Origin of the sequence: Pedobacter rhodius, assembly GCF_027213645.1 — a bacterium.
GTDB lineage: Bacteria > Bacteroidota > Bacteroidia > Sphingobacteriales > Sphingobacteriaceae > Pedobacter > Pedobacter rhodius.
The window spans coordinates 124,133-144,509 of the sequence record NZ_JAPWGL010000002.1; the positions used below are offsets into that span (position 1 = coordinate 124,133).

The window sequence follows — 20,377 nt, forward strand, 5'->3', positions numbered from 1 at the left end:
TTTATATATTTGCGTTCAAAGTAATTAACCATGAGCACCTTATCCAGAAGAATCAACAGTTTATCAGAATCAGCAACCCTTAAAATGACCAAACTTGGTCGCGACTTAGCCGCCAAAGGGGTTAATGTTATCAGCTTAAGTGTTGGCGAACCAGATTTTAATACACCGGACCACGTAAAAAATGCAGCAAAAAAAGCATTAGATGATAACTATACCCGGTATTCACCTGTACCAGGCTATCCTGATTTACGCCAGGCTATTGTTAATAAACTTAAAATAGAAAACAATTTGGATTATGATGTTACTCAGATTGTAGTTTCAACCGGTGCAAAACAATCCTTATCGAACGTTATTTTAACCTTAATTGATCCGGATGATGAAGTAATTATTCCCACACCTTACTGGGTTTCTTATTCAGAAATGGTTGTACTTGCCGAAGGAAAATCTGTTTTTATTGATACAGATATAGAAAGCAACTTTAAAATTACACCGGCACAACTGGAAGCGGCAATTACGCCAAAATCAAAGCTCTTTATGTTTTCTTCACCCTGTAACCCTACAGGTTCTGTTTACAGTAAAGAAGAACTGGCTGCTTTGGTTAAAGTTTTTGAAAAACATCCTGACATTTATATTTTATCTGACGAAATTTATGAGCACATCAATTTTGTTGACAAACATGAATCCATTGCGCAGTTTGAAAGCATTAAAGACCGTGTAATTATAGTAAATGGATTTTCTAAGGCATTTGCAATGACAGGCTGGAGATTAGGTTATATTGCGGCCAGTAAAGAGATTGCCGCGGCAAACGATAAACTGCAGGGCCAAACGACATCAGGAACCTGTTCCATTGCACAAAGAGCGGGTATCGTTGCTTATGAGCAAGGTTTAGAAAGCGTTTTAAAAATGAAAAAAGCTTTCCTTCGCCGCAGAGAATTGGTTTATAATTTACTGAACGAAATTCCCGGCGTTAAAACAAATCTTCCCGACGGCGCTTTCTATTTCTTCCCTGAAATCAGTTCATTTTTTGGCGAAAAAGATGCTGATGGCAATGTAATTAAAGACTCATCGGATTTAGCACTTTATTTATTAAATGTTGGTCATGTAGCCACTGTTGGCGGCGATTCATTCGGTAATAACAACTACATCCGTTTATCTTACGCAGCATCAGATGAAAGCCTGGTTGAGGCGTTAAGACGAATTAAAGAAGCATTGGGTAAATTGGCCTGATAAATTTATAGTTTGCGGTTTTCAGATCGTACTCACAAAAAATCCCTCGTTAAGTAAAATTTAGCGGGGGATTTTATTTATAATCACCTAATATTTTTAACTTCTTATCGCTTCAACAGGATCCAGTCGTGAAGCAGAATAAGCAGGCCAGAAACCGGATATTGTTCCGATAATAACTGATATTCCTATCCCTAAAACAATATTATTCAAGCCCAATATAATATGGAAATCGGTTACAGCTCCGATAACCAGAGCGAGTAGATAAACCAATAACAAGCCAAGTAATCCGCCTAAAATACAGAGTGATATCGCCTCGAATATAAACTGAAGCAATATAAAATATCGTTTAGCACCCAGAGATTTTTGGATGCCAATAATATTTGTACGCTCTTTTACGGAAACAAACATAATATTTGCAATACTAAAGCCACCAACCAGAATTGAAAAACCGCCAATCACCCATCCGGCGATATTGACCACATCAAACATTTTATTTAACTGATTCGATAATATTGTTGTTTTATTTAAGGCAAAATCGTCTTCCTGATTTGGTTTCAAACGATGTATTGATCTCATTACACCCTTGAGTTCGCTCTCTACCTCTTCCAAGGAAACATTATTGGAACCTCTTACCGTTATCTGAGGGTTATAACGTTCATTTTGCACATCCAAAATCCCCTTTGCAAAATTTATAGGAATATTTACACTTTTATCTAATGAAGTACCCAACATATCTTCACCTTCCTTTACAAAAACGCCAATAACTGTTACGCGCCTGCCTAAAATCTGTACTTGTTTACCCACAGGCTCATCGTTCCCGAATAACCCTTCTGCTATCTCTGCACCAATTAAACAAACCGGGGCACCGTTATTATTTTCATTATCTGTAAAATAGCGGCCCGATTGTAATTCAAAATTCCATGTTTTATTAAAATCCTGAGAAGCAGCCGAAATACTGATACCCTCAACTGAACCACTGCGGTATTTAATTGTCCTGTTTCCTGTAGAAATCTCAAAGGTAATGCCATCAGCATTCTCCATCCTGTCTTTCAAAGATTCGAAATCGCGGATTGACGGCTCAGGACGATTTGCATATTTCCACCATGGATAATTATCACCAAAACTCCAAGGCCATTTTTGTATGTATATGGTATTGGAACCAAGTTTATCCACACTCGCCTGCAGTTTACCACGAAAGGTATCTACGCCTGAAAAAACGAAAATGATAACAAAAATACCGATGGTTATCGCCAAAAGAGACAACATTGTACGTAATTTGTTCTGGCGTAATGCATCAAATGCAAACCGAAAACTCTCGCCTATAAGCCTGAAGATTATCATAATTGTAGTTTAGACACGAAGCCGTTTAAAAGGTTACAGCAATTTGAAAACTAATTATTTTTATTGGAATAATGAAGCCTAAACACATTAATTTGAATTAAAACATTATATACTATAATTGAGTTTGATAAAATACTGAAAAGAAAAATTAAATTCGTATTTTTGCACCTCAAAAAATTCATCAAGAATGAAATTATCACAATTCAAATTTAACTTACCGGAATCATTAGTTGCTAACAATCCTGCTGAAGAACGCGACGAAGCACGTTTAATGGTTTTACATAAAGACAGCGGTAAAATTGAACATAAAATCTTTAAAGACGTTTTAGGTTATTTCGACGATAAAGATGTAATGATATTAAACAACACAAAGGTTTTTCCTGCACGTTTATATGGCAATAAAGAAAAAACCGGTGCAACCATTGAAGTATTTTTACTTCGTGAATTAAATAAGGAATTACGCCTTTGGGACGTTTTAGTTGATCCAGCGCGTAAAATTCGCGTTGGTAACAAATTATACTTTGGTGATGACGATTTATTAGTTGCCGAAGTTGTTGATAATACAACTTCCCGTGGCCGTACCATTCGCTTTCTATTCGAAGGTACAGATGAAGAATTTCGAAAAAATGTTGAAATTTTAGGTGAAACACCCCTACCGAAGTACATCAAACGTAAAGCAACTGCTGAAGATAAAGAGCGTTACCAAACCATTTTTGCTAAACATGAGGGCGCTGTTGCAGCCCCAACGGCTGGTTTGCACTTCAGCCGTGAGTTGATGAAACGCCTTGAATTAAAAGGTGTTGAATTTGCAGAAGTTACTTTACACGTAGGTTTAGGTACTTTCAGAACGGTTGAAGTTGAAGATTTAACCAAACATAAAATGGATTCTGAACAATTCATCATCGAACAAAAAGATGCTGATATTGTAAATAAGGCAATTGAGGAAAAAAGAAGGATTTGCGCAGTCGGAACCACATCAATGCGTTCTATAGAATCTGCTGTTTCTGCCAACAGAACTTTAAAAGCAGCCAACGACTGGACTAGTAAATTTATTTTTCCACCATACGATTTCAGTATCGCAAATTCGATGATTACCAATTTTCATACACCAGAATCTACTTTATTAATGATGGTAAGCGCATTTGGCGGCTATGAAAATGTGATGAATGCTTATGAAGTTGCAGTAAAAGAAAAATATAAATTTTACAGCTATGGTGATGCCATGCTGATTATATAGACAGTATCAGGTATCTAGTATCAAGGTTTTTCTAGATACTAGATACTTATATCTTGATACTTATATCTTGATGCTTAACTATGAAATACTATGCTGTAATTGTAGCAGGCGGTTCAGGCAATCGGATGCAAACTGAAACGCCAAAACAATTTCTATTGCTGAAAAACCTCCCGGTTTTGATGCACACGATAAAGGCTTTTGCACAAAGTGATACACAACCTAAAATAATTGTTGTATTACACGAAAATCAACACAAATATTGGGCAAGGCTTTGCGAAGAATTCAATTTTAACATTCCTCATACCCTTATAGCAGGTGGAACAGAACGTTTTTATTCAGTTAAAAATGCTGTTGAAAGTATTAAAGAAGAAAGTTTTGTAGCCATTCACGATGCAGTACGTCCTTTAGTTTCTACTGTACTTATAGACAATTGTTTTCGTAGTGCTGAAATGCAGGGTAATGCTATTGCTGCCGTACAATCGAGTGATAGCGTTAGAATGCTTAAAAACGGTAAAACATCGGCATTGAAGCGAGACGAGATATACCTTGTTCAAACGCCACAAACTTTTAGCTTAGAAATTTTAAAAAAAGCCTATAAACAAGATTTTACAACGCATTTTACTGATGATGCAAGTGTTGTAGAAGCTGATGGTTACGAAATTAATATTGTAGAAGGTGAAAGAAATAATATAAAGATTACCTACCCCATCGATTTGGAACTCGCCGAACTTTTGCTAAAAAATTAAACAGAAAGGAGTTTCGATGCGAAACTCCTTTTTTTATAGCTTAATTTTATACTTACGGTTCGTAAGTTTGAAAATGCATTACGCTGCCCTGCCGATAATTTTAAGCAGAATTGCAATAACTGCAATAACCAGTAAAACATGAATAATGTTACCCACGTCTCCAAAGCCGTGAAATACAAAACCTATAACCCAAAGTATCACTAATACTACTGCGACTAAATACAATAAATTTCCCATCTGTTAATTTTTTTAGTAAGTTAAAATGTTGAAGTATTAACACAGAAAATTCTTGTTTTGTTTAAAAAATGTAAAAAAAAATTCTAAATCCAGTTTGAAATGCTTTTAAAGAGAATCTTATGATTCTTATAAGCAAAAAAAAAACTCCCGATTTCAGTCGGGAGTTTTTTTAGTATTCATCTTCATTAAAGAAGAAATCTTCTTTAGTTGGATAATCAGGCCAAATTTCCTCTATTGTTTCATAAGGCTCGCCGTCATCCTCTAAGGCCTGTAAATTTTCGATTACCTCTACAGGGGCACCTGAACGGATGCCATAATCAATTAATTCATCTTTTGTTGCAGGCCATGGTGCGTCTTCCAGGTGGGAAGCTAATTCTAGTGTCCAATACATATCGTCAATTCAATTAAATTCTTATTCTTAATAATGCGCAAAGTATATTAAAATTTTTGAGCAAAACAAACTTATTTTTCCACTATTAAATACGCGGTATCCAAATGTTTTCTTCTGCTCCGAAATCCATGTTCAGTTTTCGTGCCAAAACAAACAAATAATCACTTAAACGATTCAAGTAAACGGTTACCCGCTCATCTACAAAGCTATTTTCCGCTAATTCAACCGTAAGCCTTTCAACTCTTCTGCAAACACACCTGGCTAAATGACAATACGAAACGACAGTATTTCCACCCGGTAGAACAAAGTGCTTTAATGCAGGTAAAACCTCATTCATAGCATCTATTTCTGTTTCCAACAAGATAATATCAGCATCGTGCAAATCGGGAATTTTCATTTTTGATTTTTCTGGATCGGCAGCCAGTGATGCACCTATTGTAAATAACCGGTCTTGAATTTCTTTTAGAAAAGCCCGGTGATGATTTTCAATGTCTTGACACATCACTAAACCGATGTACGAATTTAATTCGTCAACGGTTCCATAAGTTTCGATGCGCAGGTGATACTTTGGTACCCGCGTACCACCTATTAATGATGTTTGTCCCTTATCGCCGGTTTTAGTATAAATTTTCATTTCAAAAGTTGAAAGTTAAAGTCGAAAGTTCAACGCATTAAACCTTTAATTTTCAACTTTTCTAGTTTATTTTTTCCCAATCACTGCCGCTTTCTTTTAATGCCTGTAAACGGGGTGAAACATTTTTTATGTCGGTGTTAATATAATCATTTTCAATCAGGCCATCACGCATACGTACAATCCGGTGCGCATGTTGCGCGATGTCTTCTTCGTGAGTTACCAGAATAATGGTATTGCCTTTACTGTGAATTTCTTCCAGCAAACCCATAATTTCTATGGATGTCTTCGTATCCAGATTACCCGTAGGCTCATCGGCAAGTATAATCGACGGATCGTTAATTAAAGCCCTTGCAACGGCAACGCGCTGACGCTGCCCACCTGATAATTCGTTGGGTTTGTGATCCATACGATTTCCCAAACCTACATTCTCCAAAGCTTTTTTTGCACGTTCATCCCTGTCTTTTTTGCTGTTGCCTGCATAAATTAATGGCAAAGCCACATTATCTAAAGATGTTGAACGTGGCAGAAGATTAAAAGTTTGGAAAACAAAACCAATTTCCTGATTACGGACTTCTGCAAGCGCATCATCAGTCATGTGGCTAACATCCGTTCCATTTAACACATACGTTCCGCTGGATGGTGTATCTAAACAACCCAAAATATTCATTAAGGTAGATTTACCTGAACCGGAAGGCCCCATTAATGCTACAAATTCGCCTTTATTTATATCTAAACTAACTGATTTTAAAGCATGGATTACTTCTGAACCGATAACGTACTTACGACCAATTTCCTTAATTGTAATGAGTGGTTGTGACATAGTTTTTATTTTTTAGACAAGGAGCATGGCAAAGATGTTACAAGAGGACTTAAATTTATCAACCACTTCTTAATTTATAATTAGAAATGGCAAACTATTTTTCAATAATCTTTGGAACCATAAAAAACTGCTCATTATGCTTCGCTGCATTTTTTAAACCATCTGCAGTAGAAATTTCCTGATTTACAACATCCTCTCGCCATACATTCGTTGCCTCATTCATATAAACAAGCGGCTTAACATCACGGGTATCTAACTCATTTAACTTTTCCATGAAAGATAAAATTTTGTTCATTTCAGGAATAAGTGTATCCACTTCTTTATCATCGATATGAATTCTTGCTAAATCGGCTATCTTATAAATGGTTTTTGAGTCTAAATTCATGCTATACTAATTTGCTATTTATTAAATTAAAAACCTTGTTTTTCAAATCATCAGTATCTGCATCTGTTAGGCCTGAAGTATTTATTGGTTTATGGATGTAAATATCGCAAATTCCAGGCTTACTTCCATACCTGGCACCATCATCCCAGTTAATTTTCCAAACATTTGTTATACTAACCGGTACCAATGGGATATTTTTATCAATAGCTAATCTAAAAGGGCCATTTTTAAATTCACCTAATTTTGGCGGATAATGGTCATCTATCTTGCCTTCCGGAAAAATAACCAGGCTCATCCCCTTCTCAAGATTTTCTCCTGCTTTTTTAAAAGCCCTGAAGGCCGAAATTTTACTATCCCGGTTTACGGAAATATCTATCGTTTTAAAAAAAATTCCAAGAACGGGATTATTTAGCAACTCATCTTTGCCCATAAAATGATACTTTCCCTTCCCTAAGATACAAAATACCATGATATCGAGGTTAGATGTATGATTTGAACAATAGATATAGGTTTTGTTACTATCTAATTTTTCTTCGAATTGATAAGAAAAAAAAACTCCTGAAAATAAGCTGCAAAGAAAACTGTTCGCTTTTCTGAAAAAATTTAATGCGCCGTAATATTTCGGGTTACGGGAGGTTAGAAAATAAAAAGGATAAAATAGAAAGAAAAAAAATAGTATCCAGAATAGATACCATACCCGATGTACTTGTCTTAGAAAGTTGATCATAGATGTATCAAAAATATAAAATTGTTTGATATTTTAGCTAAATCACGATTTAGTTGGCCGCATCTTATTTTCAGATTATTCATCCGTTGCACAAACAACAGATAACAAACCTGAATACTGGTTATACACACTGCCAAAATTCTTAATATTAAAATTGGTACGATTTGTAATTTGCTTACATTTTATTTTTAATTTCGTGCCATTATGAAAGAAACAGTGGTGAGCGGCATTCGCTCTACAGGAAAATTACATTTAGGCAATTATTACGGTGCGGTAAAAAACTTTGTACAAATGCAAAATGATTACAATTGCTACTTTTTTATTGCCGATTTACACTCTTTAACCACACACCCTACACCTGCTGATTTGCATGGTAATATTAAACATGTTTTAGTGGAATACCTGGCAAGTGGAATAGATCCCGAAAACAGTACGATTTATATACAGAGCGATGTGCCGGAAATTGCTGAATTATATCTTTATTTAAATATGAATGCTTATATGGGTGAACTGGAACGCAGTACATCTTTTAAAGATAAGGTTCGTTCAAATCCGGATAATGTTAATGCAGGTTTGTTAACCTATCCGGTTTTAATGGCAGCAGACATTTTAATTCATAAAGCAACAAAAGTACCAGTTGGCAAAGACCAGGAACAACATTTGGAAATGGCCAGAACTTTTGGAAATCGTTTTAACAGACTTTACAATACCGAATATTTTCCTGAGCCTTATGCTTTTAGTTTTACAGAAAAGCTCGTAAAAGTACCCGGTTTGGATGGAAAAGGAAAAATGGGAAAATCAGAAGGTGAGGCCAATGCAGTGTATTTATCTGATGATCCGGAAACCATACGTAAAAAAGTAATGAGGGCCGTAAGTGATGGCGGACCAACTGAAGAAAACCAGGCAAAGCCTGAAGCCATTCAAAATCTTTTTGATTTGATGAAAGTCGTTTCGAGTGCAGATACCCATCAGCATTTTGACGATTTGTACAATAAAATGCAAATCCGTTATGGTGATTTTAAGAAACAATTAGCAGAAGATATGATTATAGCAACAGCACCCATGCGTGAGCGTATTCAGGATATTGCAAAAGATGATTCTTACTTACGACAAGTTGCCAAACATGGCGCTTTAAAAGCTCGTGAAAGCGCACAGAAGACAATAAGAGAAGTACGCAGTTTAATCGGATTTAAAAGTTTTTAATTTAATTTAATAGATTTGAGCAACAAGGCAGGATAACATCTTCTTTTTTCCAGCTCACATCTTACACAAAAGCATATGCACATAGCAATCGTAGGAAATATAGGCGCAGGTAAAACCACTTTAACCGGTTTATTGGCTAAAAATTATGGATGGGAGGCTTTGTATGAGGCTGTGGATAACAACCCATACCTGGAAGATTTCTACAGCGACATGAAGCGCTGGAGTTTCAACCTTCAAATCTATTTCCTGAACAGTCGTTTTCAGCAAATAACCGATATTGAAGTAAATAAACGTAATGTTATTCAAGACAGAACTATCTATGAAGATGCCCATATTTTTGCCGAAAACCTGCATGATATGGCATTAATGACCACCCGTGATCATGATAATTACCGTGCTATTTTTGATAACATCACCTCTTTTATTAAACCACCGGATTTGTTGGTATACCTGCGTGCATCTGTACCAACACTTGTAAACAATATTCAACGCCGCGGCCGTGAGTATGAGGCTGGTATTCGTATAGATTATCTTTCTAAACTGAACGAAAAGTATGAGGCCTGGATTAAAGGTTACAACCTGGGTAAATTATTAATCCTGGATAAGGATAAGTTAGATTTCTCTAACAATCCAGAAGATTTGGGAACTGTAATTCAATCCATCGAAGCAGAAATTAATGGCTTATTTTAACTGAATGGAGCAAGACTTTCAACACGATAATCCTGAAAACTGGAAATGGGGCATGTTTTATTTCAACAGAAATGATTCGAGATTTATTGTTCCTAAAAGAGTTCAGGTTTTAGGTTGGACACTTAATTTTGCACACCCAATTTCATATATCATTATACTATTGATTCTTGCATTTGTGTTGTACAAATCTTTCAAAAACTAGACATGAACGATGGAAAGAAAAAGTCTCCCGGAGATTTAAGGATTATCGGAGTCATACCGGCACGCTTCGCTTCCACCCGATTTCCGGGGAAACCTTTGGTTGATATTGCTGGCAAAAGCATGATTCAACGCGTTTACGAACAAGCTTCAAAAGCAGAAAGTTTATCGAAAGTAGTAATTGCAACGGATGATGAGCGCATTGCGGAAGCGGTTAAAAGATTCGGCGGTGAGTTTGCTTATACCGCATCAACACATCAGAGCGGAACAGACAGATGTGCTGAAGCTATTGAACAGTTTCCCGGATTCGATATTGTAATTAACATTCAGGGTGATGAACCTTTTATAGCACCCGCTCAGATTGATTTACTGGCAAGTTGCTTTACCGAAGAAAAAGTACAACTGGCCACCCTGATAAAATCAATTGATGACCAGGAAACTGTCCTCAATCCGAATAGTCCTAAAGTTGTAATTGATGTAAATGGAAGAGCGATATATTTCAGCCGCAGTCCAATTCCGTTCATCAGAAATGGCGAACCCAAGGTTTGGGCAGAAAAGCATCTGTTTTATAAACACATAGGTATTTACGGCTATAGAACCGAATCCTTAAAGGCGATTACTAAACTTCCACCCTCTTCTTTAGAGCTGGCAGAAAGCCTGGAACAGTTACGCTGGATTGAAAATGGTTTTTACATTCAAACCAAAATAACTGACTTAGAGACTGTTGCGATTGATACGCCTGAAGACCTTGAAAAATTAAATAAGCTTTTAAAGAATTTAAAAGCTGAATAAAAAATTTATTAAATTGCTGTCACCCGGATCCGATGGCTATCTGATTTATTTCAGAATCTATTCCTAAAGATGCTGAAATTCCTTGCCTGCGGCAGGCAAGGAATCCGATGGCTATCAGATCAGTATAACTACGCTAATTGTTTATAACCAATTCGATTTGAATATTACAACGCGTATATGGTGTGGGCTTATCTTCAACTTTCTGAAAACCAAGTTTGTAATAAAGATTTATTGCAGGTTTAAGTATTGTATTACTTTCTAAATATATCTTTTTAGCACCAAGTGACTTTGCTTTATCAATAACTGCACTAGCCAACAAAAAACCTATACTTTTTCCTTGCACTTTTGGTGAAACAGCCATTTTAGCCAGTTCAAAATCATATTCTCTATCATCCATCTTTATTAAAGCACAAACGCCCAGAGGTTCTCCATCGTAAAGCGCAAAGAAAATGTAACCACCTTTATCTAAAATATAACCTTCGGGATTATCCAAAGCTTTATAATCAGATTCTTCCATTGTAAAATATTTAGAAATCCACTCTACATTTAATGCCTTAAATGCTTCCCGATATTTCGGTTGATAGGCAACAATTTCAACGTGCTTCCTACCGATTGCAACTTTCCTTGTTTGTTCAAACAAATTCATATAAAGTTAATTACCGTAAATAATTACTAAAATGCACAAATTTTATTCTTTTGCTAATTATATTAAAAATTACTAATTTAAGATATTCGCCTATGAGAAAAACATTCTGTTTAATTTTATTAGTTCTACAAACAATCTATGCTAGTGCCCAAAAACAAGCCGGAATTTCTATTAAAAGTAATATGCTTAACCTTGTTGCAAAAGGTCCGTCATTTTCAATAGAAAAAACGATTGCGAATAAATATGGCTTAGAGTTATCTTATTCGAAAGGTGAATTAAATTGGGGAAGGTATTATAAGTATAATGGTTTCTTATTGAGAGCGAAAATCTATGCTACAGCGATTAAGCCAAACGAAATTATTCCTTTTTATGGCTTATATTTTGGAAACTTAAATAAAACAATTGTTTCAAATGCCAATGTAGATAATACTGGTTTTTTTTCCATCGGAAGGAATAGAAACTTTATCGCAAATTCTATTCGCTCTGGAGGAAACGTCGGTTTTCAATTTATACCTACTAAAAGATTTTTAATGGAAACTACAGTAGGATTAGGCTATGGAAAATACCTTAATACGGAAATATTTAATGGCATTTCCGCACCAAAGTCATATCTGGATTTTCAATTATGCTTATCCATAGGTTATTCCTTCTAATTCTGATTTAAATATTTAATAAAGGTTAAAATTTGTAATTTCGACTATGCTAAAACTATCACTCTATATTTTTACTTGCTTAATTCTCCTATCATCATGCCAATCTAATGATAAAAAGAAGGCTGAATCCATTGAATTTAAAAATGTGAATTCCAGTATCGCCAAATCTTTTTCCGATTTTAAAACACAAGATACCTTTAAAATTGAGTTAACCGGTAGAAAGCCCGAAGACATGGTTTTGAATTTTACCATCAAAAATTCAAAAGGATTAGAAATATATAACGTAAAGCTAAAAGGCACGGAACTGGTTGGAAATACCGATCCTAATATCGACCTTTCAAAAGAGAAAGACCAGGTAATTTTCCTTAAAACCATTGCAAGTGATTTCTTTAGCGAAGATAATTTCCTGGAACCTGCAGTAATGGCCGATGATAAGGCAGACAACAACACGCCTGATAAAGCACTTTACGAAGCATTAAAGAAATCAGGATTAAATGGTTTTAAATATCGCCTTGGTAAGGAAAGTAATGTTTACATCGCCTGGGATGAAAAAGAACAAAAGGTTAAGGTTTACTATAAGTGTTGTTAAAAACACAAAAAATATTTATTCATCGTAAATTGTATTCATTTCTGAGATTGAAGTGTAGCGTAATATGTAAGAAATATCGGAGGTTCTAAATGTCAAAAATTTACTGCAAACGCTATAAAAAGATAAGAATAAAATCGCTTTGCCTCTAATTTTCTGAATCACACCGCTTTATCATTTTTAAAAATAGCCGGTTTTATTTAGGTGCTAATGAGTAATTTTGCTACCTTTGTACCCCGTACAAAAAGCAACATTTTTTGCCTTTGTTGCATAAATTCAGAAACATGACTAAGTATATTTTTGTTACGGGCGGTGTAACTTCCTCATTAGGTAAGGGCATTATCTCGGCTTCTTTAGCTAAACTTTTACAGGCACGAGGTTATCGTGTAACCATCCAGAAATTCGATCCTTACATTAATATTGATCCGGGAACTTTAAATCCATACGAACATGGCGAATGCTTTGTTACTGAAGATGGCGCTGAAACAGACCTGGATCTTGGTCATTACGAACGCTTCCTTAATGTACCTACCTCTCAGGCAAATAATATTACAACCGGACGTATTTACCAGAACGTAATCAATAAAGAACGTAAGGGCGAATATTTAGGCAAAACCGTACAGGTAGTCCCGCACATCACCGACGAGATTAAGCGTAACATGAGCATCCTTGGCGAAAGCGGTGAATTTGATATTGTTATAACCGAACTTGGTGGTACCGTTGGCGATATTGAATCCTTACCATTTATAGAGGCGGTTCGTCAGTTTAAATGGGAACAGGGAAACAGCAATGCAATTGTAATCCATTTAACATTAATTCCTTATTTAGCAGCTGCCGGTGAGTTAAAAACCAAACCAACACAACACTCGGTTAAGGCTTTATTAGAATATGGTATCCAGCCGGATATTCTGGTTTGCCGTACAGAACATCACATTTCTCAGGATATCAGAAAAAAAATTGCACTTTTTTGTAACGTTAACGTTAATGCGGTAATCGAATCAATGGACGCATCTACCATTTATGATGTGCCCTTGCTGATGTTAAAAGAACAATTAGATAAAACTGTTTTAGCGAAATTAAAACTCCCGACTAAAAGCGAACCGGATATGGAAAGCTGGAAAGATTTCCTTGGTCGTTTAAAAAACCCGACGGCAGAAGTTAAAATCGGTTTAATTGGTAAGTATGTCGAATTGCCCGATGCATATAAATCAATTATCGAATCTTTTGTACATGCAGGTTCCAAAAATGAATGCAAGGTGCGGGTAGAATATATACACTCAGAAGGCATTTTCCCGGATAATGTAAAAGAAAAATTAGGCCATTTGCAAGGTGTTTTAGTGGCACCGGGTTTTGGCAGCCGCGGTATCGAAGGTAAAATTGACGCCATTAAATACGTTCGCGAAAATAATATTCCTTTCTTCGGGATTTGTTTGGGTATGCAATGTGCGGTTATAGAATATGGACGTAATGTTTTAGGCTTAAAAGATGCCCATACGGTAGAAATTGAAGAAAATGCGAAACATCCTGTTATCAATATGATGGAAGAGCAGAAAAAAATAACCAATAAAGGCGGTACCATGCGATTGGGTTCTTATCCCTGCGACATTAAAAAAGGTACGAAAGCCTTTGCCATTTACGGCAAACAACACATTAACGAGCGTCACCGCCACCGTTATGAATTTAATAATGATTATTTAAAGCAATATGAAGATGCCGGTATGATTGCCTCCGGCATTAATCCCGAATCGGGCCTGGTAGAGATTATTGAATTAAAAAACCATCCTTTTTTCGTGGGCGGACAATTCCACCCTGAATTAAAATCAACAGTAGCAAATCCTCACCCACTTTTTGTTAAATTTGTGGCCGCTGCAATGGAGTATGCTAAAAAGAAAACTAATTAACGGCAGCATAAAATAAATAATGGATAGAAATACCTTTACAGGATTATTCCTGATTATGATCATCTTAGGCGGATCATTCTACTTCTTCAGACCAAGTGAAGCAGAACTAAAAAAAGCCAAAGAAACGGAAAGAATAGATTCTCTGAAAAAAGCGGGTGCCGTTATCGCACCAAAAGATACGGTTATAAAGGCCGCGCCAATAAATCCGGTTGTTGATTCCCTGGCATTAAAAGGCCCTTTCGGAACGGCAATTGCCGGAACAGAATCAAAAACTGTTTTAGAAAACGAAAATTTATTAATCACTTTAACCAACAAAGGCGGTAAAATCTTATCGGTGCAAATTAAAGGACAAAAAACTTTTGATGGAAAGCCTTTAATTCTTTTTGATGGTGGCGCAAACAAATTTGGGTTAAACCTAAATGCGGCAGGAAAAGTTATCAATACAAACGATCTATATTTCACGCCTGCCAAAACAGGAAACAAAGTAACTATGCGTGCTGATTATGGCACAAATGCTTATGTTGAGTTCAATTACGATTTAAAAGCATTAAGTAATAAAGTTGCCTTTAATGTTAATTTAGTTGGATTACAGCAGGTAATTTCCGGTAATACCATTAATTTAAATTGGGAAACAACTTTACTTCAGCAGGAAAAATCTATTGAAAGCGAACACCGTTATTCGGCACCGTATTATAAATATGCCGATGGCGATGTAAATCATTTAAGTGTATCAAAAGATGAAAAAGAAGAGTTAACAAAAGGAAAAATACAGTGGATTTCATTTAAGCAACACTTCTTTTCGGCTTCATTGATTGCTAAACAAGCTTTTGAAAAAGGAAACCTGGAAGTTAAAATCCCAACAGCCCCTGGTCAGATTAAATTCTATGGCGCAAATATGCAATTGCCATATACGCACCTGGCGAACCAGGCTTATGAAATGGAATTCTATTTCGGAACCAATAAATTCTCTGCTTTAAAAGCGCAGGGTTACGATTTGGAACAACAGGTTGATATGGGTTACTGGCCATTAAAATATGTTAACCGTTTTATTGTACTGCCAGTGTTTAATTTCCTTAACGGATTTGGCTGGAACTACGGGTTAATCATTTTTGCACTTACCATTCTTTTAAAACTGGCCTTATCCCCGCTAACATATAAGTCATACCTGTCAATGGCCAAAATGAGGGTTTTAAAACCGGAAATGGATGAAATTAAAGCCAAAGTTGGTGAAGATAATCCAACTTTAGTTCAACAGGAATATTTAAAACTCTACAAGAAGGCAGGCGTAAATCCGCTTGGCGGATGTTTACCAATGGTATTACAGCTACCACTTGTAATGGCCTTCTTCTTTTTCTTCCCGAATTTATTTGAGTTGAGACAGGAAAGTTTTCTTTGGATGAAAGATTTATCAACCTACGATGAGTTTATCCGCTTCGGCATTAAAATTCCTTTTATCGGCGACCATTTAAGTTTAATGTGTGTATTGATGACCATCTCTACCTTAATCATGACTTATTTCAATAACCAGGTTTCAGGCGCTACCGGTCAGATGAAATACATTGGTTACATTATGCCAATTATTTTCTTGGGTGTGTTAAACAGTTATCCATCAGGATTAAACTATTATTATTTCTTAGCCAACTTAATGACTTTCGGACAACAGTTCTTAATCCGTAAAATGGTTGATGATGATAAAATACATGCTTTAATTCAACAGAACAAAGCACGTCCTGCAGACGAGAAAAAGAAGAAGTCTAAATTCCAACAACGTTTAGATGATTACATGCGTCAGCAACAGCAACAATTGCCTACAAAAGGTAAAAAATAACTATTCGTTTAACGGATAATACAAGCAGGCCTGAATGTGATGAACATTCAGGCCTGCTTGTTTAAGTTTTAAATTTAGTTTTCGTTGTTCTCTAATAACTTATTTAAAAGTAATTCTAAATTAACGGTAGCGAATGATGAACTATAATCTGATAATCCATAAGGGATAATTAATTCGCCATTGCTAATGATGGAACCACATGAATAAACAACGTTTGGTACATAACCTTCACGTTCATCATTATTCGGAATAATTAATGGTTCTTTTAAATGACCTATTTCTTTACTGGGGTCTTCCAAATCTAATAAGCTTACCCCAATACAATATCTTCTCATGGGCCCTACACCATGCGTAATTACAATCCAGCCCCTATCGGTTTCAATTGGTGAACCACAGTTTCCTATCTGTACTAAATCCCAGTCGAATCTGGGTTGTTTTAACAAGATCGGGTTTTCCCAGACATTAATTTTATCCGAAAACATTAAATAATTATTCCAGCCATCAATACGACTCATCATTACGTACTTGCCTTTAATTTTTCTTGGGAAAAGTGCCAGATTCTTATTTTGTGCGCCATCTCCATAAAGCGGAATTACTTTAAATTCGTAAAAATCTTCCGTTTGTACCAATTTCGGTATAATCAGCGAACCATCAAAAGCAGTATAAGTTGCATAATAAACAGCCCTACCATCTTCCTTTATAAATTTAACAAAACGGGCGTCTTCAATACCTTTACGTTCAAATTCAGAAATCGGAAAAATTACACGGTCAGAAATATCGGTATCTTTTGAAAAAGTTATTGTATGATAAGTATCGGATAGCCAAAGTACCTTATCATATTCAATTAATCGCTGAGGGCTATCTTTATGCAATGCCTTAGAATCCTTAATAAAATTACTCAGGCCGGTGTATTCGAATTTATCATCAAGCTTTGTCTCCATTTCTTCCAGCACCGATGCATCAATTTGTGCATAAGCTGCTTTCTTCAGAAACATTCTTTTAACATAGATGGCATTTTTCACCACCTCTGCCTCATCAACATAATTTCCAACGGGTAATACCTGTATATTATTTTTAGCGTCAATCAGCGCCCTTCTGAAAACAATTGATGAAATATGACCTTCTCCAACGGCCCTGAAACTAATTATTACCCGCTTCTCACCTTCAACCAGGTCTGTTTGATCAGGATCTTCAATTATGCTGGGATTAAAAAACGCTGCAGATTCTATTGAATATTCATGTGTAAAATAGGCGCCAATCAATAAACGCATATATGGATCCAGGTCTTCAAAATCGACATTGAGTGTAGTAAACTGTTTTTTTAATTTTTTACAATGACGATTTAAAATTTTAGTAATATTTCTGTGCCGCTTGGAATATTCCTGAAGAATTGGTGATATCAGCGAAAAGACCTTATCATCTGAAAATTGAAGCACTTTTCTAATTACTTCTAAAGCTCGTTCATCTCCGTTGAAGAAGAATCTGGCAATAACTCTTTTCGTATCCGGGTTTACTTTTACAGGTTTTCGTTCTATATATAGTCTCATTTTTAAAATATTTTGGTGTTCTTTAGCTTTAATTTTTTTCACCAATCTCAGATAACATAACTAACTAAATTTACCGGTTATTTGTTTCAATATTTATGGGTTTTCTTATTGAGTACCTTTAAGTTTTTAGTTAATATAATATTTACCTTTAATAAAATTCCATTTTCGATATTTATGTTTAATCACAACATTCCAACAAATATAATCCCTGATTATGAAGAGCTGCGTTTAAAAAAACTAAAGGACTATGAAATATTAGGTACGCCGCCGGAAAATGCTTTCGATACCATTGCAATACTTGCTGCAGAAATTTTTGATGCACCATTTGCATTTATAACTTTTGTTGATAGCAACGCTGTTTTTTTTAAAGCCAGTATTGGTGATTTAACATTAAACGACATCAAAAGAAATGAAAGTTATTCTGCAATAGCCATTTTAAAAGATGGCACTACTGTATTTGAAGATATTCATAAACTTCCTGAAATAAATGATGTAGTTACATCGCCTTTTGAATCTGTTATCAGGTTTTATGCGGCAGCACCTTTAAAAACACCTGAAGGCTATCAAATTGGTACAGTTAGCGTTGCAGATTCAGTCCCAAGAAATCCTACACAGAAACAATTGAACATGCTGGAGCGGTTATCCACAATTGTTATGGAAAAGCTCGAACTGAGGAGCGCTACACGCAAAACGTTAAGAGCGCACGACAACCGCTTGCACATGCTCATTCATGATTTGAAAAACCCTATGACGAGTATTTCACTTCAATCTGAATTAATTTCCAGAATCAACGGCGTTGACGGGAAAGCGACACTAATTGCTGGAAAGATTACACAGCAATCGAAAAACATTGTAGATAACTTAAATACCATCTTAAGCGCAGCAAGAGGTGAACACGGGTCGATTAAGTTACAAAAATCAAAAGTTAATCTCGCTGAAATTATAAATACCGTTAAACAAAACTTTGGTTTGGTGCTTAAAAATAAAAGTCAATCAATTACAGTTGAAACAGATTTATCTGTTGAAATTTATGGCGACGCTGAAAAATTATACGATATATTTGGAAACCTTATCAGCAATGCGGTAAAATATTCAGCGCCTGGTCAGGAAATTAAAGTTTCCATTTTGCCTGAAGATGATAAAGTAACGGTAGCTGTTAAAGATGATGGTCCAGGTTTATTAAAAGAAGATATTGACAAACTATTTATTAAGTTTGCCAGGTTGAGCACAGTATCCACCGGCAGAGAACGTTCAAATGGTTTAGGGCTTTCAATGGTTAAAATGCTGGTCGATTTACATAAAGGAAAAGTATGGGCAGAAAGTGAAGGCAAAGATAAAGGAACTACTTTTTTGGTTGAACTACCGGTTAAATAATACTATTCGAATAATAAATCTTTGAGTTTCATTTCTTCAAGTACAAATCGCTCAGGCAAATCACTTTTTTGATAAGACCATTTGATTAACCTGATTAAGCCGGATTCAATTTCTATTCCCGTAATATCGCCATCGTTAAAACAGCAACACCCGGAATTAAAATAAGAAGATTTATATTTATTTAAAGCTGGTGGCTGCTCCCCTTTGGCAACCAGTTTATTCAGTTCTAAAGTCAAATTTTCTACTTCTTTCACGTTTTGACCGGTTGTTGCATTTTTTAACTTCAGGTATAACCGTTCAAGATGTGTTAAGGAGGCAAAAACGGGCTGATGTGTATGTCCGGTAATTAAAGCCAATCCGTTCTGACTTTGAACCCAATCATACATCAGCGTATTGTGAAGCGTTTTTAATTGATTATCATATGCCGGTGTATTAGGGTTTATTTTCAAATAGGCTTGCAAAGGCGCCCATATTGTGCTAACAAACCATTTGCTGAACCAGTTTCCATCACTTTGTAAATCGCCCTGATGCCCATGCGTTAAGTAAATATCCAAAACTTTCCCATCTAAATTAAAACGAAGAATTGCACCTTCGTAAATACGAATTACTTCACCATAAATCCGCTTTAGATTAAATTGAGCAAGCGGATCATTGTCCCAGTACAAATCATGATTACCAAATATTTTAGTAAAAGCCTTACGTTTAATAAATAATTTTTCGGCTTCAAACGTTTCCTTATTATGCTTGATAACAGATTCGAGCAAGTTTTCCCAAAGCTCTTCACTATCTCCTAAATTTATATAACTGAATTTTTTTGCTTCATAATATTCAAGCGCTTTTAAGTAGTTTTTTTCAGCTAAAGCAAAATCATCAGCAAAGTCCCTGGCACCTTTGTGCTGATCAGAAAGAATTATAAATCCATCAGTTTCCTTAATTTCAAAAATTTCACCTCTTTTTCCCGGGCTAGCGTTTATGTTTTTGTAGAGCTGTGACAACGCATCATGAATACGTTGTTTATCAGGCCTTGAACCAAATTTATTCGATATGCTGATAATCCAGGCACTAAGTAATTTCTGTAAAAGTTTTCTCATTATTAACGCCTGTTTTAACACCAAACTTAACAAAAAAAGGAGGCTTTGGTTTACAGGAAGGAAATAGAAAACGAAATATTTTTTGAGTATTGCTTTAATACTTAAGCGGAAAGATATTGATAA

General features: G+C 35.6%; 22 protein-coding genes. 12 read left to right on the plus strand and 10 right to left on the minus strand.

What is annotated here, in order from left to right:
• Nucleotides 1–30: 30 nt before the first annotated feature.
• Complete coding sequence (locus O0931_RS06080) at nucleotides 31–1,227, plus strand: pyridoxal phosphate-dependent aminotransferase (protein WP_269414671.1); 1,197 nt, start codon at nucleotides 31–33, stop codon at nucleotides 1,225–1,227.
• 96 nt (nucleotides 1,228–1,323) lie between these two features.
• On the opposite strand, the gene O0931_RS06085 is transcribed toward O0931_RS06080, so the two are convergent.
• Nucleotides 1,324–2,568 carry an ABC transporter permease gene (locus tag O0931_RS06085; RefSeq protein ID WP_269414672.1) on the minus strand — a complete coding sequence of 415 codons (1,245 nt, stop codon included), beginning with the start codon at nucleotides 2,566–2,568 and terminating at the stop codon, nucleotides 1,324–1,326.
• Between the two features lie 187 nt (nucleotides 2,569–2,755).
• On the opposite strand from O0931_RS06085, the gene queA reads away from it, so the two are divergent.
• Nucleotides 2,756–3,805 carry a tRNA preQ1(34) S-adenosylmethionine ribosyltransferase-isomerase QueA gene (gene queA / locus O0931_RS06090; RefSeq protein ID WP_269414673.1) on the plus strand — a complete coding sequence of 350 codons (1,050 nt, stop codon included), beginning with the start codon at nucleotides 2,756–2,758 and terminating at the stop codon, nucleotides 3,803–3,805.
• Nucleotides 3,806–3,885: 80 nt separating this feature from the next.
• A complete protein-coding gene (locus O0931_RS06095) occupies nucleotides 3,886–4,551 on the plus strand; it encodes a 2-C-methyl-D-erythritol 4-phosphate cytidylyltransferase (RefSeq protein ID WP_269414674.1) in 666 nt (221 codons plus the stop codon).
• A gap of 78 nt (nucleotides 4,552–4,629) precedes the next feature.
• On the opposite strand, the gene O0931_RS06100 is transcribed toward O0931_RS06095, so the two are convergent.
• The 6 genes from O0931_RS06100 to O0931_RS06125 all read right to left on the minus strand — a co-directional run bounded on the left by O0931_RS06100 (nucleotide 4,630) and on the right by O0931_RS06125 (nucleotide 7,745).
• Nucleotides 4,630–4,788: a lmo0937 family membrane protein gene (locus O0931_RS06100; protein ID WP_269414675.1), complete on the minus strand. Its 159-nt coding sequence runs from the start codon at nucleotides 4,786–4,788 to the stop codon at nucleotides 4,630–4,632.
• A gap of 169 nt (nucleotides 4,789–4,957) precedes the next feature.
• Entirely contained in the window at nucleotides 4,958–5,179 is a 222-nt protein-coding gene (locus tag O0931_RS06105) for a DUF2795 domain-containing protein (RefSeq protein WP_010603503.1), read from the minus strand.
• A gap of 85 nt (nucleotides 5,180–5,264) precedes the next feature.
• Nucleotides 5,265–5,813, minus strand: a complete 549-nt coding sequence (locus O0931_RS06110) for a cob(I)yrinic acid a,c-diamide adenosyltransferase (protein WP_269414676.1) — start codon at nucleotides 5,811–5,813, stop codon at nucleotides 5,265–5,267.
• A gap of 61 nt (nucleotides 5,814–5,874) precedes the next feature.
• Nucleotides 5,875–6,633: an ABC transporter ATP-binding protein gene (locus O0931_RS06115; RefSeq protein ID WP_269414677.1), complete on the minus strand. Its 759-nt coding sequence runs from the start codon at nucleotides 6,631–6,633 to the stop codon at nucleotides 5,875–5,877.
• 94 nt (nucleotides 6,634–6,727) lie between these two features.
• Nucleotides 6,728–7,018, minus strand: a complete 291-nt coding sequence (gene gatC, locus O0931_RS06120) for an Asp-tRNA(Asn)/Glu-tRNA(Gln) amidotransferase subunit GatC (RefSeq protein WP_269414678.1) — start codon at nucleotides 7,016–7,018, stop codon at nucleotides 6,728–6,730.
• A gap of 1 nt (nucleotide 7,019) precedes the next feature.
• Nucleotides 7,020–7,745, minus strand: coding sequence for a lysophospholipid acyltransferase family protein (locus tag O0931_RS06125; RefSeq protein WP_269414679.1), 726 nt, complete (start codon nucleotides 7,743–7,745; stop codon nucleotides 7,020–7,022).
• Nucleotides 7,746–7,949: 204 nt separating this feature from the next.
• On the opposite strand from O0931_RS06125, the gene trpS reads away from it, so the two are divergent.
• The 4 genes from trpS to kdsB all read left to right on the plus strand — a co-directional run bounded on the left by trpS (nucleotide 7,950) and on the right by kdsB (nucleotide 10,628).
• Nucleotides 7,950–8,948, plus strand: a complete 999-nt coding sequence (trpS, locus tag O0931_RS06130; protein WP_269414680.1) for a tryptophan--tRNA ligase — start codon at nucleotides 7,950–7,952, stop codon at nucleotides 8,946–8,948.
• Between the two features lie 75 nt (nucleotides 8,949–9,023).
• On the plus strand, nucleotides 9,024–9,638 hold the full coding sequence (locus O0931_RS06135) for a deoxynucleoside kinase (RefSeq protein WP_269414681.1): 615 nt from the start codon (nucleotides 9,024–9,026) through the stop codon (nucleotides 9,636–9,638).
• A 4-nt stretch (nucleotides 9,639–9,642) separates the two neighbouring features.
• A complete protein-coding gene (locus tag O0931_RS06140) occupies nucleotides 9,643–9,840 on the plus strand; it encodes a DUF5808 domain-containing protein (protein ID WP_269414682.1) in 198 nt (65 codons plus the stop codon).
• 2 nt (nucleotides 9,841–9,842) lie between these two features.
• A complete protein-coding gene (gene kdsB / locus O0931_RS06145) occupies nucleotides 9,843–10,628 on the plus strand; it encodes a 3-deoxy-manno-octulosonate cytidylyltransferase (RefSeq protein WP_269414683.1) in 786 nt (261 codons plus the stop codon).
• A gap of 133 nt (nucleotides 10,629–10,761) precedes the next feature.
• Here kdsB and O0931_RS06150 read toward each other — a convergent pair whose 3' ends face one another.
• Nucleotides 10,762–11,274, minus strand: coding sequence for a GNAT family N-acetyltransferase (locus O0931_RS06150; protein WP_269414684.1), 513 nt, complete (start codon nucleotides 11,272–11,274; stop codon nucleotides 10,762–10,764).
• A gap of 92 nt (nucleotides 11,275–11,366) precedes the next feature.
• Here O0931_RS06150 and O0931_RS06155 point away from each other — a divergent pair, with 92 nt between their 5' ends.
• The 4 genes from O0931_RS06155 (at nucleotide 11,367) to yidC (ending at nucleotide 16,242) form a co-directional block, all read left to right on the plus strand.
• On the plus strand, nucleotides 11,367–11,927 hold the full coding sequence (locus O0931_RS06155; RefSeq protein ID WP_269414685.1) for a DUF3575 domain-containing protein: 561 nt from the start codon (nucleotides 11,367–11,369) through the stop codon (nucleotides 11,925–11,927).
• Nucleotides 11,928–11,973: 46 nt separating this feature from the next.
• Nucleotides 11,974–12,516, plus strand: coding sequence for a hypothetical protein (locus O0931_RS06160; protein WP_269414686.1), 543 nt, complete (start codon nucleotides 11,974–11,976; stop codon nucleotides 12,514–12,516).
• A 281-nt stretch (nucleotides 12,517–12,797) separates the two neighbouring features.
• A complete protein-coding gene (gene pyrG / locus O0931_RS06165) occupies nucleotides 12,798–14,414 on the plus strand; it encodes a CTP synthase (protein WP_269414687.1) in 1,617 nt (538 codons plus the stop codon).
• A 19-nt stretch (nucleotides 14,415–14,433) separates the two neighbouring features.
• A complete protein-coding gene (yidC, locus tag O0931_RS06170) occupies nucleotides 14,434–16,242 on the plus strand; it encodes a membrane protein insertase YidC (protein ID WP_269414688.1) in 1,809 nt (602 codons plus the stop codon).
• A gap of 74 nt (nucleotides 16,243–16,316) precedes the next feature.
• Here the strand turns inward: yidC and O0931_RS06175 are convergent, their stop codons facing one another.
• Complete coding sequence (locus tag O0931_RS06175) at nucleotides 16,317–17,789, minus strand: glycoside hydrolase family 130 protein (RefSeq protein ID WP_269414689.1); 1,473 nt, start codon at nucleotides 17,787–17,789, stop codon at nucleotides 16,317–16,319.
• Nucleotides 17,790–17,963: 174 nt separating this feature from the next.
• On the opposite strand from O0931_RS06175, the gene O0931_RS06180 reads away from it, so the two are divergent.
• A complete protein-coding gene (locus O0931_RS06180; RefSeq protein WP_269414690.1) occupies nucleotides 17,964–19,163 on the plus strand; it encodes a GAF domain-containing sensor histidine kinase in 1,200 nt (399 codons plus the stop codon).
• Nucleotides 19,164–19,165: 2 nt separating this feature from the next.
• Here O0931_RS06180 and O0931_RS06185 read toward each other — a convergent pair whose 3' ends face one another.
• Nucleotides 19,166–20,254: a metallophosphoesterase gene (locus tag O0931_RS06185; RefSeq protein WP_269414691.1), complete on the minus strand. Its 1,089-nt coding sequence runs from the start codon at nucleotides 20,252–20,254 to the stop codon at nucleotides 19,166–19,168.
• Nucleotides 20,255–20,377 lie beyond the last annotated feature (123 nt).